14 protein-coding genes and 1 pseudogene are annotated in these 17,165 nt (G+C 33.4%); 8 read left to right on the top strand and 7 right to left on the bottom strand.

Annotated elements, in window-relative coordinates:
• Positions 1-25: 25 nt before the first annotated feature.
• Positions 26-577 (top strand): type 1 periplasmic binding fold superfamily protein, encoded by a 552-nt coding sequence (locus BSU00_RS03040; protein ID WP_105003065.1) that lies wholly within the window; start codon positions 26-28, stop codon positions 575-577.
• Positions 578-650: 73 nt separating this feature from the next.
• Here the strand turns inward: BSU00_RS03040 and BSU00_RS12870 are convergent, their stop codons facing one another.
• The 3 genes and pseudogenes from BSU00_RS12870 to BSU00_RS03030 all read right to left on the bottom strand — a co-directional run bounded on the left by BSU00_RS12870 (position 651) and on the right by BSU00_RS03030 (position 4,215).
• On the bottom strand, positions 651-806 hold the full coding sequence (locus BSU00_RS12870) for a hypothetical protein (protein ID WP_158254386.1): 156 nt from the start codon (positions 804-806) through the stop codon (positions 651-653).
• 295 nt (positions 807-1,101) lie between these two features.
• Positions 1,102-3,521: pseudogene (gene priA / locus BSU00_RS03035) on the bottom strand (primosomal protein N').
• 142 nt (positions 3,522-3,663) lie between these two features.
• Complete coding sequence (locus BSU00_RS03030; RefSeq protein WP_105003064.1) at positions 3,664-4,215, bottom strand: TlpA disulfide reductase family protein; 552 nt, start codon at positions 4,213-4,215, stop codon at positions 3,664-3,666.
• A gap of 196 nt (positions 4,216-4,411) precedes the next feature.
• Between BSU00_RS03030 and gcvT the strand changes: the two genes are divergently transcribed.
• Positions 4,412-5,494 (top strand): glycine cleavage system aminomethyltransferase GcvT, encoded by a 1,083-nt coding sequence (gene gcvT / locus BSU00_RS03025; RefSeq protein ID WP_105003063.1) that lies wholly within the window; start codon positions 4,412-4,414, stop codon positions 5,492-5,494.
• Positions 5,495-5,555: 61 nt separating this feature from the next.
• On the opposite strand, the gene BSU00_RS03020 is transcribed toward gcvT, so the two are convergent.
• Positions 5,556-6,986, bottom strand: coding sequence for an aspartate aminotransferase family protein (locus tag BSU00_RS03020; RefSeq protein ID WP_105003062.1), 1,431 nt, complete (start codon positions 6,984-6,986; stop codon positions 5,556-5,558).
• 134 nt (positions 6,987-7,120) lie between these two features.
• On the opposite strand from BSU00_RS03020, the gene BSU00_RS03015 reads away from it, so the two are divergent.
• The 6 genes from BSU00_RS03015 (at position 7,121) to BSU00_RS13655 (ending at position 14,676) form a co-directional block, all read left to right on the top strand.
• The gene (locus BSU00_RS03015; protein ID WP_105003061.1) at positions 7,121-8,758 is read left to right on the top strand and encodes an OstA-like protein; all 1,638 of its coding nucleotides are present in this window, start codon (positions 7,121-7,123) and stop codon (positions 8,756-8,758) included.
• A 7-nt stretch (positions 8,759-8,765) separates the two neighbouring features.
• A complete protein-coding gene (locus BSU00_RS03010) occupies positions 8,766-9,944 on the top strand; it encodes an aspartate aminotransferase family protein (RefSeq protein WP_105003060.1) in 1,179 nt (392 codons plus the stop codon).
• A gap of 287 nt (positions 9,945-10,231) precedes the next feature.
• On the top strand, positions 10,232-12,004 hold the full coding sequence (locus BSU00_RS03005; RefSeq protein WP_105003059.1) for a long-chain fatty acid--CoA ligase: 1,773 nt from the start codon (positions 10,232-10,234) through the stop codon (positions 12,002-12,004).
• A 74-nt stretch (positions 12,005-12,078) separates the two neighbouring features.
• The gene (locus BSU00_RS03000; RefSeq protein ID WP_105003058.1) at positions 12,079-13,698 is read left to right on the top strand and encodes an RluA family pseudouridine synthase; all 1,620 of its coding nucleotides are present in this window, start codon (positions 12,079-12,081) and stop codon (positions 13,696-13,698) included.
• A 256-nt stretch (positions 13,699-13,954) separates the two neighbouring features.
• Positions 13,955-14,329, top strand: a complete 375-nt coding sequence (locus BSU00_RS13660; protein ID WP_105003057.1) for an SDR family NAD(P)-dependent oxidoreductase — start codon at positions 13,955-13,957, stop codon at positions 14,327-14,329.
• Entirely contained in the window at positions 14,323-14,676 is a 354-nt protein-coding gene (locus tag BSU00_RS13655) for an SDR family NAD(P)-dependent oxidoreductase (protein ID WP_105003056.1), read from the top strand. The genes BSU00_RS13660 and BSU00_RS13655 overlap by 7 nt, the downstream gene beginning before the upstream one ends.
• Here BSU00_RS13655 and BSU00_RS02985 read toward each other — a convergent pair.
• The 3 genes from BSU00_RS02985 to BSU00_RS02975 form a co-directional block, all read right to left on the bottom strand.
• Positions 14,673-15,164, bottom strand: a complete 492-nt coding sequence (locus BSU00_RS02985) for a LytTR family DNA-binding domain-containing protein (RefSeq protein ID WP_105003055.1) — start codon at positions 15,162-15,164, stop codon at positions 14,673-14,675. The genes BSU00_RS13655 and BSU00_RS02985 overlap by 4 nt on opposite strands.
• A 41-nt stretch (positions 15,165-15,205) precedes the next feature.
• Entirely contained in the window at positions 15,206-15,415 is a 210-nt protein-coding gene (locus BSU00_RS02980; RefSeq protein WP_105003054.1) for a response regulator, read from the bottom strand.
• A gap of 242 nt (positions 15,416-15,657) precedes the next feature.
• On the bottom strand, positions 15,658-17,049 hold the full coding sequence (locus BSU00_RS02975; protein ID WP_105003053.1) for a hypothetical protein: 1,392 nt from the start codon (positions 17,047-17,049) through the stop codon (positions 15,658-15,660).
• Between the last annotated feature and the right edge of the window lie 116 nt (positions 17,050-17,165).

Genomic DNA, 17,165 nt, shown 5'->3' with positions numbered 1-17,165 from the left:
TAAATAAACATTAAATCCATACATTATGAAACAGATTAAATTATTAAGTTTTCTATTTATTGCAACATTAGTATTAAGCTCATGTTCAGACGACCCAGAACCAATTAATGACGAGGAAGTTATTACTTCAATGACCGTTTCGTTACTAGCTGATAATGGATCTACAGTAGTTATGCAAACTTTAGATGCAGACGGTGATGGACCATTACCTGCAGTAGTTGAAACTATCGGAAATTTTACGCCCAACACCACCTACACAGGATCAATTGTATTACTGAACACTTTAGAGAATCCAGCGGAAGTAATTTCCGAAGAGGTTAAAGAAGAAGACGACGAGCACCAATTCTTTTTCCAACATGGAAACGATATTGAAACTGCCTATGAAGATTTTGATGCTAATGGTAACCCTCTTGGGCTTTCATTTACATTAACTACAAATGCTGCAGGAACAGGAACACTTACGGTTACCTTAAGACATGAACCAAATAAAGATGCTGCAGGAGTTAGTGATGGAGATATCACCAATGCAGGTGGTTCAACAGATATTGAAACTACTTTTACCTACACAGTAGAATAAATAGTTATTTGCTTTTAAAAAAAGGCTCTATATATATAGAGCCTTTTTTATATCTAAAAATATAGGATGGTTTTTAACTTAGAAACACACACCCAAAGTCTTTAACCATGTATACTTGGTTGTATAATGTATCACTAGAAACTATTGGGATTTTTACAAAAACAAATTGATTTGCTATAGTGCCCTCTTCCTTATTTACAAGCTTTATTTTAACAGTTTCCGTTTTCATTTTATTCGGTTTTAAATTTCTATCATAAAATTAATAAGGAATACTTGTGAGTATATCCAATTTTAGTTCAAGGGCACCTAACTATCTATGAACAATACACATCTATCGGTTAGATGTGAAAAGGTACGGATAAAAAACCCACTCATGTAATGAGTGGGAAAATTGCTATGAAAAAGAAAGTCTTAGAACGTCTTCTAAGACACTTCAAAGATACGATATTTTTTAAAAATTATCAAAAAAAAGTGGATTTTAGACCAAAAACATGCTATTGTTACTGTTTTTCTTCGAAATAGAGTTAATATGTGTCTACATCGATTATAAAACGAATGGCTCTAAAATCTTTTACTGCTTCAAAAGTATTCCGTACTTTTAATAGCTCCTTTTTCGTAATTATTAGAGATTGCTTTGGTGGTATTTTAACCACTATATTTTTTATGTACTGATTTCTTACACGAGAAACTGATGGTTCTGAGGGTCCTAATACATTATGCTTAAAGATTTGTTGCAAGGCAGTAAATAACCATTGAATTGCTGTGTTTAGTTTTACGACATCTTTGTGTTTTAAGGTAATTTTTATAATGCGATAGTAAGGGGGATAATGAAACTGCCAACGATCTTGAAGTTGTTCCTTATACATCGCGTTATAATCTGGAATGGAAACCTGCTGTAAAATTTGATGGTATGGATTGAACGTTTGAATTGCAACAAAGCCTTGTTTTTGAGACCTACCTGATCTTCCAGAAACCTGTACCATTAATTGGAAAGCTCTTTCATGCGCTCTAAAATCAGGGTAATTCAACATGGTATCTGCATTCAAAATCCCTACCAAAGAAACGTTTTCAAAATCGAGGCCTTTGGATAGCATTTGTGTTCCTACTAAAATATCAATCTCTCTTCCTTCGAATGCACTTATAATTTTATGATACCCATATTTACCTCTCGTTGTATCCAAATCCATTCTACCAATTTTGTACTGAGGAAACAGAGTTTTTAACTCAATTTCTATTTGTTCGGTACCAAAACCTTTGGTATCTAGTGTTGCACTTCCACATGCACCACAAGTATTTGGCATTGCACGTTGGTAATTACAATAGTGACATTTTAATTCCTTTCTAAATTTGTGATAGGTAAGCTAACGTCACAATTAGGACATTGTGGAGATACGCCACAACTCTTGCATTCTACCACTGGTGAATACCCTCTTCTGTTTTGAAATAAAATAATTTGTTCTTTATTTTCTAGCGCTTCTTTCATCATTGTTAATAAACGGTCTGAAAAATGCCCTTGCATCCTTTTCTTGCGATACTTTTCTTTAATATCGATTAGTTCAACCTTTGGAAGCTTACTCTTACCAAATCGGTTTTGTAAAGAAGTAAAACCGTATTTTTTCTGAGAAGCATTATAAAAGCTTTCAATAGAGGGTGTTGCTGATCCTAATAGAACCTTAGCCTTGTGTTGTTGTCCTAAAACAATTGCGGCGTCACGTGCATTGTATCTAGGAGATGGTTCGTGCTGTTTATAAGAGCCTTCATGCTCTTCATCAACAACGATTAAACCAAGATTAGAAAATGGCAAAAAAATAGAAGATCTCGCACCCACAATTAGCTGTGCTTTTGTTTTGTTTTCCAATATATTATTCCATACTTCTACCCTTTCATTCATAGAATATTTAGAATGGAAAACAGAAATTTGAGTACCAAAATATTTTTTTAATCGCGCGATAATTTGGGTAGTTAACGCAATTTCTGGTAGTAGAAAAAGTACTTGTTTCCCTTTCGAAATTTCCTCCTTAAGTAACTGCATGTATATCTCCGTTTTACCGGAACCAGTTACACCGTGCAGTAAAGAAACATTGTGAGATGTAAAGTTGTTTTTAATCGAATCATAGGCTTCTTTTTGAAATTCATTTAAGGATTGAAGGTTATAATCTTCTCCGGAGAGATCAACACGATCTGTTTGGATGTAATAATATTCAAATATATCTTTAGAAACAAGGGCTTTTATTACTGCACTAGAAACTCCTGAGTGTTGTTCTAGCACTTTTACTTTGATAGGTTTTTTAGAGGCAATCAACTGAAAATAATGCAATACAACCTCTCTTTGCTTGTTCGCTCTTGTTAAAGATTCTAAGAGTGCTTGGAGCGCTTCGCTCGAAGTATATTGTGAACGAATTCGAATGTATTTAACTAATTTGGGTTTGTACGTTTCATAAATTTCTTCTTTGATATGAATGGCCTTTTTTTCCCGCAATTCATGAATCACCGGTAATACCGTTTTTTTATCTAATATCTCTGTGACTTGATGGATGGTCAGTTGTGAATGATTCTCTAATGCTTCAAAAATCAAAAACGCATCGTCATTCAATTCCTCTAGCGCATTAAAACCCTCATTTTTATAGACAACCGTTTCGCTCTCTAATAGAAATGCAGAAGGTAACGCGGCCCTATAAACTTCTCCAATACTACACATGTAATATTCGGCTAACCATTTCCAATGTTCCAATTGAATTTCATTTACAATTGGAGCTTCGTCTAATATTTGATAAATATCCTTGGCTTTATATAACGTTGGTGGATTTTGATGGATAGCATATACGAGGGCTGTATATATTTTTGATTTTCCAAAGGATACCGCTACTCGCATTCCTCTTTTTAAGAAATGTGCTTCTTTTTCAGTTACCGAATAGGTAAAAGCCTTTTGCAAGGGGATGGGCAATATAACGTCAATAAAATAAATTAATTTCCTTTTTTAAATGCTTCCCAAAACTACATAAAAATAAAAAACAATTCTATAAAAACACCTTTAAAATATAGTAAAAAAAAAAGGAATTTTAATTTCGTTTTAGCTGTAAACTTATTTATTTTTCTGATATTAATTTATCTAATAAATCCCTTACCGTATTACTATTCCAATTTGCAGGACCGGATTTATTTACATGCACTTTACCATCGGACCCTATAATGTAGGAAGTTGGTATCGAGGATACTTGAAAAATATCTGGAAGCTTCCCTACCCTATTATAAGTTGGTAAATCATAATTATTTTGGTTTAAAAAAGTAGTAATTGTTCCAAAATCTTCCTGAGAAATTAAAATGAAGTTTACATCGTGTTTGTAGTCGTCATAAAGTTTTTGAATACTTGGTAATTCAGCAATACAAGGAGCACACCACGTAGCCCAAAAACTAATAAATAATGGCTTATCTCGAAAGGAATCTATTGGCACAAAAGTAGACTGCAGGTCTTTAAGTTGCCATTGGTAATCGCTGAGTACTTGTTGCTTTTCCTCTGCAGTAATAGTTGGAGAAAAGGATAGCCAACGTATTAAGTAAACTTTAGTAGGTCTATAGAGCATTAGAAAAATAAGTACAACAAATACTAGATTGGATATTTTACTTCTTGAAATTTTCATACAAATTATACGCTAAACTTTTTTCTAGCGTGTATTTTATAACGCCATTAGTAAACAAACACTTGTGTACCATACAAAAATAAGTCAGAAGTTTTCAAAATAGATACTGAAAAGAATAAAATTTTAAACAAATAGAGGTAATTTGTTTCTCTAATTTTAGCTAATTTAGCAGTGTATAAAACAAACAATTTAAACAATGAAAAATACTGCATTAACACACATTCATGAATCTTTAGGAGCTAAAATAGTTCCTTTTGCAGGCTATCAAATGCCAGTGCAATATGAGGGAGTAAATGTAGAGCATGAAACCGTCAGAAATGGCGTTGGTGTATTTGATGTAAGCCATATGGGAGAGTTTTTTTTAAAAGGAGAAAATGCACTTGCGCTACTTCAAAAAATAACCTCTAACGATGCGTCTAAATTACAACCAGGCAAGGCGCAATATAGCTGCATGCCCAATGCGGATGGCGGTATTGTAGACGATTTAATTATATACATGATTCAAGAAAATGAATACATGCTTGTAGTAAACGCCTCTAATATCGAAAAAGACTGGAATTGGATTGCGAAACACAACGATGTAGATGTTACCATGGAAAATAGATCTGAAGATTGGTCATTATTGGCTATTCAAGGACCTAAAGCAGCAGAGGCTATGCAGTCTTTAACTTCTGTGGATCTTGCTGCTATTAAGTTTTACACCTTTGAAATTACCGATTTTGCGGGTTTACCCAATGTAATTGTCTCAGCGACAGGTTATACAGGTTCAGGAGGTTTTGAAATATACGTTAAAAATGAAGATGTAGAGGCAGTATGGAATAAAGTTTTTGAAGCTGGTGCAGATTGGGGTATTAAACCAATAGGTTTGGCAGCGCGAGATACACTTCGTTTAGAAATGGGATATTGTTTGTATGGCAATGATATTGATGATAGTACATCTCCATTAGAAGCTGGTTTGGGATGGATAACCAAATTTACCAAAGACTTTGTTAACTCGGAGGCCTTGCTAAAGCAAAAGGAAGAAGGTGTGACTAGAAAACTTGTTGGTTTTGAATTAACGGAGCGAGGTATTCCCCGACAAGGTTACGATATTGTAGATGATAATGGTGCTGTTATCGGTAAGGTTACCTCAGGAACGATGAGTCCTTCTCTAGGTAAAGGTATTGGCTTAGGATATGTAACAAAACCGAATTCTAAAATTGATTCTGAAATTTTTATACAAATTCGTAAAAAACAAATTCCAGCAAAGGTTGTGAAACTCCCATTTTACAAGGCATAAAGAAACAAAATATAGTAAAAGAGCTCCAAATATTGGAGCTCTTTTTGATTGAGAACAATATTTATTTTAAATTCAAAATTTCTTCTGCGTACAAATTACATCGCAAAAATGTATCCTCAACATCTTTAAAGGTTGTTTTAGGATTTATCAAACACATACGCAATACTACTTGTTTGTTAAGCAACGTGGTAACTAAGAAGGCATCTGCATTCTCCATTATTTTTTCGGATATTTTTTGGTTTACTTCGTCGATTTGAGGTTCTGTGAGATCTAAATGTAAAGGATTATACCTAAAGTTTATAATCGCCAAATTAGCAGGTGAAATGATTTCCCAGTTTCTACTTTTACGAAGCATACGCTCTACATCCTCTGCTATCTGAATGTTATAAGTAATCGCTTTTTTAAATGTTTCTAAACCATAGGTTTTTATAGACATATAAAATTTTAAGGCACGTAATCTACGGGTAAGTTGTATGCCATAATCGTAAAAATTTATTTCCGATTCATTCCCCTCAATATCGCGAAGGTACTCTGGTTTTTCACTGAAGGTATTACTTAACCATGACGAGTCCTTTACCAGTAAGCAACCTATTTCGTAAGGTTGAAAAAACCATTTATGTGGATCTACAGTTAAAGAATCTGCACGCTCAATTCCACGCAGTGCTCTTGCTCCTTTCTCAGATAAAATAGCAGCTCCTCCATAGGCTCCATCTACATGCATCCACAATCCTTCTGCTTCGCATATGTCTGCTATATCTTCTAAAGGATCTACGGTACCCGTATTTGTTGTACCTGCAGAGGCAATAAAACAAAAAGGCTCCAAGCCTTCTAGTCTATCCTTTGCAATGGCGTTTTTTAACTTGTTCATACTAATTCGAAACTCGATGTCTGTAGGTAGAATTCGTATTTGTTCCTTTTTAAATCCCAGTACACGAATTGCCTTGATATTGGAAGAGTGTGCTTGATCGGAAAGATAAATCACGGCCTTAGAAAAATCATCCCCACATTTTAATCTTCTTGCTGTTACGATTGCCGTCAAGTTTGCCATAGAACCACCGCTTGTGAATATTCCGCCTCCTTTAGCGACAGGAAAATCGTACATTTTTAGCAACCAATTCATCGTTACAATTTCTAATTCAGCAGCGGCAGGAGAAACCATCCAGCCACCAGAAAAAATATTGAAACCAGTCGCCAAACTGTCTGCCATAGTACTGATAAAGTTACTAGGTCCTGGGACAAAAGAAAAGGCTTTTGGGTGAGCAGTTACAGAACTATTAGGTATAACGTTTTCAACCACAAAATCAAGTACTTTATCTGCCGACATTCCTTTTTCGGGGGCCTCTTGCAGGAATACAGAATCCATTTCTTCTCGTGTAGCTTTAACTACTGGTTTTTGTTCTTCAATTGTAGCCCAATGCTCTGCTATTAAATCCACAATTTTATAGCCGTAAGACTTCATTTCATCTTTTGATAAATCAAAATGAGCGCTCATAATTTAAAATTTAAATTTTGTTGCAAAATTAAAATAAAAACTACCACAATCTCCTTTAAAGAATTACTTTTTATATAATTCTTAATAGAATTAGCTTATACTTTTGCGTATTTTTGCTTCTTAAAATATTCATTTTGAAAAAAATAATTTTTTTGCTTTTCGCTTTTCAAATACTGCATGGATATGCACAAACAAAAAAAATTAAAATTCTATCCAGCCAGTATTCGGAAACCAATGAAGAAGAGTACCCAGGAGCTACTATTTTGATAGGAAACGTTAAGATAGAACACGAAGGTGCTACTCTAGAGTGTAAACAAGCTTTACTATATAAAAAGGAGAATCTTTTTAAAGCTGCTGGAGAAGTAATAATTGAGCAGGGCGACACTATAATTCAATACAGTGATTTTACATCCTATAACGGAAATACAAAGAGAGCTAAGTCTTGGGGTAACGTAGAAATTATCGATAAAGAGATGAAATTAAGTACCGATACTTTAGATTTTGATCGTCAAAACCAGGTGCTATTTTACAAACATTATGCAACCATCAGAGATAAAAAGAATACTTTAAAAAGTAAAAAAGGAACCTATTTACTAAAAGAAAAGCGCTTTACCGCTAAGACAAAAGTGTCGTTGGTAAATCCTAAAAACCATCTGGCCTCCGATCATCTAGATTATTACACAAATACCAAATTAGCGTATCTATATGGTCCTAGTACGATAACAAATCTCAAAGACAGTTCGAGGGTATATTCTGAAAGAGGATTTTACGATACCAATACAGAAGTTTCCTATTTTGTAAAACGAGCAAAGTTATTTTTAAAAGACAGAACCATAGCAGCCGATAGTTTATATTACGATAAAAGACAAGGATTTGCCTCTGCTAGTAACCGAATTAAGGTTATAGACACTGTGAAGCACATGGTAACCAAAGGAAATTATGCAGAGTTATTTGAAGATAAAGATTCTTTATTTATTACGGATAAAGCAGTTTCTATTTCCGAACAAGAAGGCGATTCCACCTATATTCACGGTGATAAAATTCTTGTAACAGGAAAATCGGAAAATCGAATTATAAGAGTTTTTAATAACGTAAAAATATTTAAGTCTAATCTACAAGGAAAATGCGATTCTATACATGCCAGTCAAATTACTGGATTGACACGAATGTTCGACAATCCAATACTATGGTCGGAGAAAAAGCAAATCACGGGAGATAGCATTCATTTATTATCCGACAAAGAATCTAATAAATTAGACTCGCTATTTGTTTATAACAATGCCTTTATGATTCAAAAAGATACGCTCTCTATAGATTATTTTAACCAGATTAAAGGAAGAAATATATACGGGAAATTCACCGAAAATGAATTGCGAACTGTATTGGTAAAAGGAAATGCAGAATCGTTGTATTTTAACAGAAATGACAAAAGTCAAGAATTGGAAACTATTACAAAAGAGATTGCAAGTGACATTGAATTTACTTTAGAGAGTAACGAAATAATTCAAACAAAATACTTTAAAAAATCAGAAGGTAAAACTTATCCACCTTCAGAATTTCCGCTAGAAGGACAAAAATTCAAAGGTTTTCTATGGAGAGGAGAAGAACAACCGCTTGTTATGGAGGATATCTTCAAGAAAGATTCTACCGATACTAAAGTAGCCAATAAAAATAGAAAAGAAGTTGTAGAAAATGCCGAAAAGGCATTTCAAAAAGAATTAGATAGGAAGAAAATCTTATCAAAATCAAAATTTGCACCAAAAAATAAATAGGATCGTAATGTTAGAAGATTTTTTAAAATACCAAGGTCAAACTTCACCGCATCCATTTGGATTAGAAATTTCTCATGCGAAAGGTTCCTACATTTACGACACTAAACAAAAAAAATACCTCGATTTCGTGGCGGGAGTTTCCGCGAACAGTTTAGGCCATAATCACGAAAAGGTTTCTAATGCCATCAAAGAACAGTTAGATGCCTATAGTCATGTAATGGTATACGGTGAATTCATTCAAAGACCACAGTTAGAGTTGTGTCGGGCACTTGCAAATACAATTCCTAATTCCTCTTATTCTGTATATCTGGTAAATTCAGGAACGGAAGCAACGGAAGGTGCATTAAAATTAGCCAAAAGATATACACAAAGATCTGAAATTATAGCGGCCAAAAATGCCTATCATGGAAATACACAAGGTGCCATGAGCGTTTGTGGTACCGAGGAGAAAAATCAAGCTTTTAGGCCACTAGTTCCAGGAGTAAAGTTTATACCATTTAACGACGAGAATCACATCCAAAAAATCACGAGAAAAACAGCAGCGGTTATCCTAGAAACAATTCAGGGTGGCGCTGGCTTTATTGCTCCAAAGAATGACTATTTAAAAAAAATAAAAAAACGTTGCGATGAAGTCGGTGCTTTACTGATACTAGATGAAATCCAAACTGGCATTGGAAGAACAGGCACTTTTTGGGGGTTTCAAAATTACAACATCATTCCCGATATAATTATTACTGGTAAAGGTCTTGGAGGTGGGATGCCTATAGGAGCTTTCCTAAGTGCAAAACACCTCATGGATTCACTTAAAGACAATCCAAAATTAGGGCATATTACAACATTTGGAGGGCATCCTGTAGTTGCAGCTGCAGGTTTAGCGACAGTGAAAGAAATCACAAATTCTGACCTGATTTCAAGCACCTTAAAAAAAGAAAAACTAATACGAAGTTTGCTAGAAAAACACCCAAAAATAAAAGAGATAAGAGGACGTGGTTTAATGCTTGCTTTATTGATGGATACCCCCGAAACTGCCGCTAAAGTCGTTTTTGAAGCTATGAAAAATGGGCTACTACTTTTCTTTTTATTGTATGAAAACAAGGCCGTTAGAATCACACCACCATTAACTATTAGTGAAGAAGAAATAAAAGAAGGCTGCGCCATTTTATTAGAAGCTTTAAACTCTCCATAAAAAATCAGCATTATTTTTAATGTATTGGGAATTAATTAACAAAATATTTTTCAATTTAATTTTTACAGTTTTTTTTCTGCAATACAGGTAAATATTTGATTTAAGCATATTGTAAAATATTGATTTTAGGAACTATAGCTGTGTAATCGCTATTGGCTTGTAACTGCAAGACTTATAAAAGATGAATTCAACACCTGTGCAAACAACGAATCTGCAATTGATGAAGTCTTGCAAATTTGTAGGAAAGGACTATTTTTTATACTTTGCGCAAAAATATATTCGAACTTATGCAGCATGAAATCCAACGTCTTTTTGACTTTCCATACTACCAACTAGAAAAATTCAATTTAGAGAAAGCTTTTACCACAAAATACAATGGTAAATGGGAATCTATTTCTAGTAAAGAATATGTAGAAAAAGCAAATACCATAAGTAGAGGTTTGCTTAGACTTGGAGTGCAACCAAATGATAAAATAGCGGTAATATCGACTAACAATAGAACCGAATGGAACATCTGTGACATTGGAATTTTACAAACCGGAGCTCAAAATGTACCTATATATCCAACTATCTCAAAGGAGGATTACCAATATGTTTTAAATCACTCGGAAGCGACGTATTGTTTTGTTTCTGACCAAGGTATTTTAGAGAAACTAAACCAAATCAAAGGAGATACAAAGTTAAAGGAAGTATATACTTTTGATGAAATTGAAGGTGAAAAAAATTGGAATGAAATTTTAGAATTAGGTAAAGACCAAAGTAACCAATCTGAGGTTGAGGATCGCAAAAACGATGTAACCTCTGAATCTTTAGCTACCCTAATTTATACCTCTGGAACTACCGGAAGACCAAAAGGTGTAATGTTATCACATGGGAATATTGTCTCTAATGTAATTACAAGTGAAACTAGAGTTCCTTTAGTAAAGGGGAAAGAAAAAGGATTAAGTTTCTTGCCGGTTTGTCATATTTTTGAGCGCATGATTTTGTATTTATACCAATATTGTGGTGTATCAATATATTTTGCAGAATCTATTGAACAATTAAGTGAAAACGCCAAAGAGGTTAAACCTCATGTAATGACAGCGGTTCCTCGTTTATATGAAAAAATTTACGATAAAATTTATGCCAAAGGAGCTGATTTATCAGGAATAAAGAAGAAACTATTCTTCTGGGCAATTGAATTAGGCCTAAAATACAAGCCATACGGAGCAAATGGATGGTGGTATGAAAAGCAACTTGGTGTAGCCAGAAAACTTATCTTTTCGAAGTGGCAAGAAGCTTTAGGAGGTGAATTGAAGTTAATGGTTTCTGGTTCAGCTGCACTCCAACCGAGATTGACACAAATTTTTGCTGCTGCTGGAATGCCAGTAATGGAAGGATATGGATTAACGGAAACATCTCCAGTAGTTTCCGTTAATGATATGAATAATGGTGGTTTTAGAGTTGGTACTGTTGGAAAAATAATTGGTGGTGTAGAGGTTAAAATAGCTGAAAATGGTGAAATTTTGGTAAAAGGACCAAATATTATGCAAGGCTATTACAAAGATGCAGAAAAGACAGCAGAGGTACTAAAAGATGGTTACTTTCATACTGGTGACAAAGGAGAAATTTCGGAAGACGGCTTCCTAAAAATAACAGGAAGAACCAAAGAAATGTTTAAAACCTCTGGCGGTAAGTATATTGTCCCACCTTTATTAGAAGGAGAGTTAAAGCAGTCTAGATTTATAGAACAAGTTATGGTAGTAGGAGAAGGTGAAAAAATGCCTGGAGCCTTGATCCAACCAAACTTTGAATTTCTTAGAGAATGGGCAAAGCGACACGATATAAACATTGAAGACAACAAGGAACTTGTTTGTAGTGAAATAGTTATAAAAAGAATTCAAGAAGAAGTAGATTTGTGCAATGCTAAATTCGGGAAATGGGAACAAATTAAACGCTTCGAACTTACCGCAAATGAATGGTCAATTGATGGTGGAGAACTGACGCCAACCATGAAAATGAAGCGTAAAATTATCAAAGACATTTATGCAGATTTATATGATAAAATCTATAATTGTTAAGCAATATACGTACGGTAAATAAAATGAACGTCATTGTACAGTGTTACCACTGATAATGACGTTGTTTTTTTAAAATGACAAAGGTATTACGATTTACAACAGATATTTCTAACGTAGAACTTCCGGTAGAGTTAGCATATCCTCACCAGTATACCCCGCACAAGGTTGCAAAAATAGCGGCATCCGAATTACAGCGTTATTTGGAAAAGCAAAATAACTTTACACACGATTTTGATCTTAAAAACAAAGAAGGTACTTCATTTGGTAAAATGTTTGGCGTTTTGGTAGTCAAAGATCAAAATCATAATATAGGTTATTTGGCCGCTTTTTCAGGAAAAATAGCTACATCTAGCATATACAGTAAATTCGTTCCTCCTGTATACGATATACACGCTCCCGATACTATTTATCGTAAAAAGGAAGCAGAAATAGAAGCCATAACCAGGCAATTAAAGGTCTTACAATCAGATAGAAAATATTTGGAAATTAAACATACTTTTATCCATAAAAGGCTAGAATTCGACACATTACTTCATCAAGAAACGCAGAAAATAAAATATAGAAGAGGGCAACGAAGAAAGAATGGCACAATTGATAATCAGAAAAACATTAATGAAGAGTTTTATCTTAGAGAATACGAAGTATATCTTAACTCTCAACTAGCAGCAGTTAAATCAAAGTATAACGAGTACCAAGAAATACTAAAAAAACTAACGGAAAAACGAAAACAAATATCCAATGCAATCCAAAATAAAATATTTGAGGAATACTATTTTATAAATGCAAAAGGGCAACGTAAAAACCTACTCTCTCTATTCCAAAACAACACCAATCATATTGCAGCAGGAACCGGAGATTGCTGTGCTCCAAAACTGTTTCAATACGCATTCGTAAATAAATTACACCCTATTGCAATGGCAGAATTTTGGTGGGGAGCTCCTTTATCTGGGGCAATTCGCAAACATCGAAACTTTTACCCTGCTTGTAAGACTAAATGTCAACCTATTTTAGAATTTATGCTTCAAGGGCTTCGCGTTGCAAATAATCCTTTATTCCCGCTCATAACAGAAACGAAACCACTAGAAATTTTGTATGAAGACAGCTTTGTTCTAGCGATAAACAAACCAATCAATTACCTTTCAATTCCCGGAAAAGAGACTGATGTTAGTGTTCAAAGTCAACTACTACAACAATTTCCGAAGGAAAAAAGTTTAAAGCTAATACATCGGTTAGACATGGCTACTTCCGGAGTATTATTAATTGCAAAAAATAAAGAAACGCACAAAGCTCTTCAAAAACAATTTATAGCGAAAACCATTAAAAAAAGATATGTAGCAATACTCAATGGTTCGCTAAGCGAAAATAATGGTACCATTGATCTTCCTTTACGTGTAGACTTAGGAGACCGCCCAAAACAGCTGGTATGTTATTCCTCTGGAAAAAAGGCAGTCACCACATGGGAAATAATAGAAAGAAAACATGGAACCACAAGAGTATATTTTTATCCGATTACCGGAAGAACCCATCAATTAAGAGTACATGCTGCTCATTATCTAGGATTAGATACTCCAATTCTAGGGGATGTCTTGTATGGTTCTGCAAACGAAAGACTATTTCTTCATGCAGAGTCGCTTCAATTCGTGCACCCTGTTACCGGAAAAGAGACGCATATTACCGCTGAGGTACCTTTTTAAACTAGAAATAGTGTTAGTGAATAGAATTTTACCAACCTATTTAACAACGAAAAAAGCTCTCTAAAGAGAGCCAAAACTAAAAAACAATTCAAAAAAATATTATGTAAAACTTTGTACTAAAATACAAGGTTTAGAAGTGTAGACACTTTGAAAAAAGATGAATATATTGATATCTATAGTTAAGTATAATTAAAATATCGATCGAAGGCATTTTGTATCGTATAAACTGTTTCTCGTAATTGCGTATATTTACAGTATGAATATCGTTATAATTACCGGAGGAAGTAGAGGTATAGGAAAAGCATTAGTAGAAAATTTTATCACTAAAGAATATTGCGTTTATGCTTTATCAAGGAATCCTATTTCTTTGAAAAATTTGATACACATTCCAATAGATTTGAGTAACCCAAATGTTAATCTGGAAGAAATTTTTAAAAATATGTCTTTTGAAAATGCTACCTCCTTAACCTTACTCAACAACGCGGGAAGATTAGGTATCATTGGCAGTATTGAAACATTAGAAATACAGGATATTAAAGCAACAATACAGTTAAATAGTGTAGCACCAGTTCTTCTTTCGAGTCTATTTATTAAATATACAGCACACCTAGGTTGTAAAAAAATATTGTAAATATTTCTTCAGGTGCAGCAATAAAACCCTATTCGGGTTGGAGCGTATATTGCACGACCAAAGCGGCATTGGATATGCTAACAAAAACAATAGCAGTAGAACAGGAAGGTAAAAACTCTAACCTAAAATGTATGGCCATTTACCCCGGAGTAGTAGATACAGCTATGCAAAAACAAATAAGAAAAACACCAAAAAAGGATTTTAATGACGTCGAGCGATTCATTTCCTTAAAGAAAAATAAAGAACTCTTTACTCCAAACGAAGTTGCAGATAAAATTGTAACCCTTATCACGGAAGACAAACTACCAAATGGTGCAATTTATGATTTAAGAGATGCTAAGTTTTAACGAAAAATGGTGTTGTTTTTAATAAATGCATTTTTATAACGCTCACTAAAAGGAATTTTACTATCGTCTTCTAGAATAATCAGGTTATCTTCAAAAAACAACTCTTTAATGCTCTTTATATTTACCAGATAATTACGATGTACTTGTTTGAAGTTAGGGTTGGATAACATCTCTTTTAATTTAGAGAGTGATAATTTTATAAGATACACTCCATCATCACACGAAAGACTGCAATATTTTTCTTTAACCTCCACATAATTAATAGAACTTACATTAACCTTTTTAACACTTTTTTTACGTTTAATGAATAAAAAGTCTGGACTCATCAATGCAGTGTTATCCACTAGACTCATACTGCTAGTTTGTTGGTAACACGATTCGATGGCCAGTTCTATGGAATATAGTAGTTCTAAATCATTGTATGGTTTTAATAGGTATATAGCAGGGTTAGTAAGTTTAGCCTTATCGAATAAAGACTTACTTTGCATACTCGTTAAAAATAAAAACGGAACATTAATACTGTTGTCATTTATTTTTTTGCAAATTCAATACCATCAGGCTTACCATTAATAATTATGTCTAGAATTACAACATCAAAATATCTTTTTCTTATCTCTTTTTCTGCGTCAAATATATTTTTTACACGTATAATCTCATAATCGTTTGCTTCTAAAAAAGCAATTAGCTTATTAGCTTCTGCATCAGAATCTTCAAGTAGTAGTAATCTTAACTTATCCATTTTCTAAAAATATCGATTTTTTTGGTTGCGTTAGTGCATGAAAAGGTTTCATTACTTATGATAAAACATTAATAATAAAGGGTTTATACAATGTAATAACACAAACACTTAAAACAATAGTTTTTTGTAATTTTTTGTAGACAATTTAAGTAAAAATTAAAAAATAAACTATGAATAACTTTTTATTTTAACATAATTATAGTAAAACTGATTTCTAAAGTAAATTTATGTTAGTATTGTTATTATTTTTTTAGTCTAAAAATCATTTTACTACTTTTTTTCCCATGTTGATCAATGGTTTTTATAAGATTGTATCCTAGTGGTAAATTATTTAAAATTACATTATTTTCCATCTCATTGGTAGTTAATTTAAACACTTTATAGTTTCCTCCCAATCCCATACCAAAGCTATAAATTTCGCCTCCATAAACTCGTGATGATTTCTCGATATTACATTTTAATGCTTTGGAAGATACTTGTAGAATTTTAATTGCTGTATTCACCGGATGATGCTTTGGAGTTTCGTTTTTGGCATAAGACTCCCTTATTATGGTAGGGTTATCACAATCGACAAATTGATAATCAAACCCTTTTTGAAATATAAGCGGAATAGTATTAGGACTATATACACCGTTTTCATAACCTCCAGAAACAGGTTCGTATAGACTCTCTATGGTATTTTGTTTATCCTCGTACAATTCTAACCATCTAAAACTAATAATAGAACGCATACGAGCTCCTTGTCCTTGTGTAAAATATGCATTTTGAAGCGATCTACAGGGTAAAACATTAGAACTCATAAAATTATTAGCAGGAACCGATTGTAATGAATTTGAACAATTATTCATGTTTTGTTCCCCTATATAAGAGGAACAATCGTGCTTAATGTGTGCTGAAGAATAAGGAACGGAAGGTTTTGTGTCTTCTACATAATCGTTTAAATTAACTAACTTACAATCCGAATTATTCCAATTATGATGCGTGTGATGTAGTAAAAAATTATGGGCAATTTCATGCGGAAATGTAGAGGTTAATAGATATTCATCATCTATTGCACAATTTGTTCCAGGTTTGTTAGCAATACCTGCTATTGGAGTACGATTTTGCATATTGTGAAATATCGATGAAGCGATAAATACATTAAAGGAATCTTCTTTGTAATAATTTGCAGCTTTTGAATGCGCCACTAAAGAATCCAAACTATTGCTTCCGGTGAAGTAAACGACACCCATGTCGGAGGCATTAATAACTCCAAAACCATTGTATTTGAAAAATATACTAAAGGTGTTAAAAGCTATATTTAAATTTGCTACTGCATCTAGTAAGTCCTCCTCATTAACAGCAATCTGTCTTGTTCCATTAGTATCATTTAAGATATGGAAATAAATATTAAACACATATGCAGCATCCACTTCACTGCGACCCATTGCAGGTATAATACTACTTACATCCGTTAGGTTATGTTGTTCTATACATGAAAGAGGTGTTATGTTATTTGCTTCAAAATACTCCTCTACATCGATAAGTTCTAGTTTATTAGTTTTTAATAAAGTAGTTAACTTTTCTTGGGCAGGTATTGGAAACAAGATAAAAAAAGAGACTAGAGCAAAAACAAATCGTTTTGCTATTTTCATTATTATGTAACGAGTTAATAATTGGATAAAGAATTAAGGGAACCATTTTATTTGAATGAAAGTTTTGGTTCAAATAAAAAATAAACATGAGGGGATTACCTCTCTGTAAAAGAACA

The organism is Tenacibaculum sp. SG-28 (genome assembly GCF_002954385.1).
In the GTDB taxonomy this organism is placed as follows: domain Bacteria; phylum Bacteroidota; class Bacteroidia; order Flavobacteriales; family Flavobacteriaceae; genus Polaribacter.
This window is presented reverse-complemented; position numbering and strand designations above follow the sequence as displayed.

Bases quoted from the DNA above. Each gene is read 5' to 3' on its own strand.
- BSU00_RS03020 (WP_105003062.1), bottom strand. From the start codon at position 6,986: ATGAGCGCTCATTTTGATTTATCAAAAGATGAAATGAAGTCTTACGGC.
- BSU00_RS02975 (WP_105003053.1), bottom strand. From the start codon at position 17,049: ATGAAAATAGCAAAACGATTTGTTTTTGCTCTAGTCTCTTTTTTTATC.
- BSU00_RS02980 (WP_105003054.1), bottom strand. From the start codon at position 15,415: ATGGATAAGTTAAGATTACTACTACTTGAAGATTCTGATGCAGAAGCT.
- BSU00_RS03030 (WP_105003064.1), bottom strand. From the start codon at position 4,215: ATGAAAATTTCAAGAAGTAAAATATCCAATCTAGTATTTGTTGTACTT.
- gcvT (WP_105003063.1), top strand. From the start codon at position 4,412: ATGAAAAATACTGCATTAACACACATTCATGAATCTTTAGGAGCTAAA.
- BSU00_RS03000 (WP_105003058.1), top strand. From the start codon at position 12,079: ATGACAAAGGTATTACGATTTACAACAGATATTTCTAACGTAGAACTT.
- BSU00_RS03005 (WP_105003059.1), top strand. From the start codon at position 10,232: ATGCAGCATGAAATCCAACGTCTTTTTGACTTTCCATACTACCAACTA.
- BSU00_RS12870 (WP_158254386.1), bottom strand. From the start codon at position 806: ATGAAAACGGAAACTGTTAAAATAAAGCTTGTAAATAAGGAAGAGGGC.
- BSU00_RS13660 (WP_105003057.1), top strand. From the start codon at position 13,955: ATGAATATCGTTATAATTACCGGAGGAAGTAGAGGTATAGGAAAAGCA.
- BSU00_RS02985 (WP_105003055.1), bottom strand. From the start codon at position 15,164: ATGCAAAGTAAGTCTTTATTCGATAAGGCTAAACTTACTAACCCTGCT.
- BSU00_RS03040 (WP_105003065.1), top strand. From the start codon at position 26: ATGAAACAGATTAAATTATTAAGTTTTCTATTTATTGCAACATTAGTA.
- BSU00_RS03010 (WP_105003060.1), top strand. From the start codon at position 8,766: ATGTTAGAAGATTTTTTAAAATACCAAGGTCAAACTTCACCGCATCCA.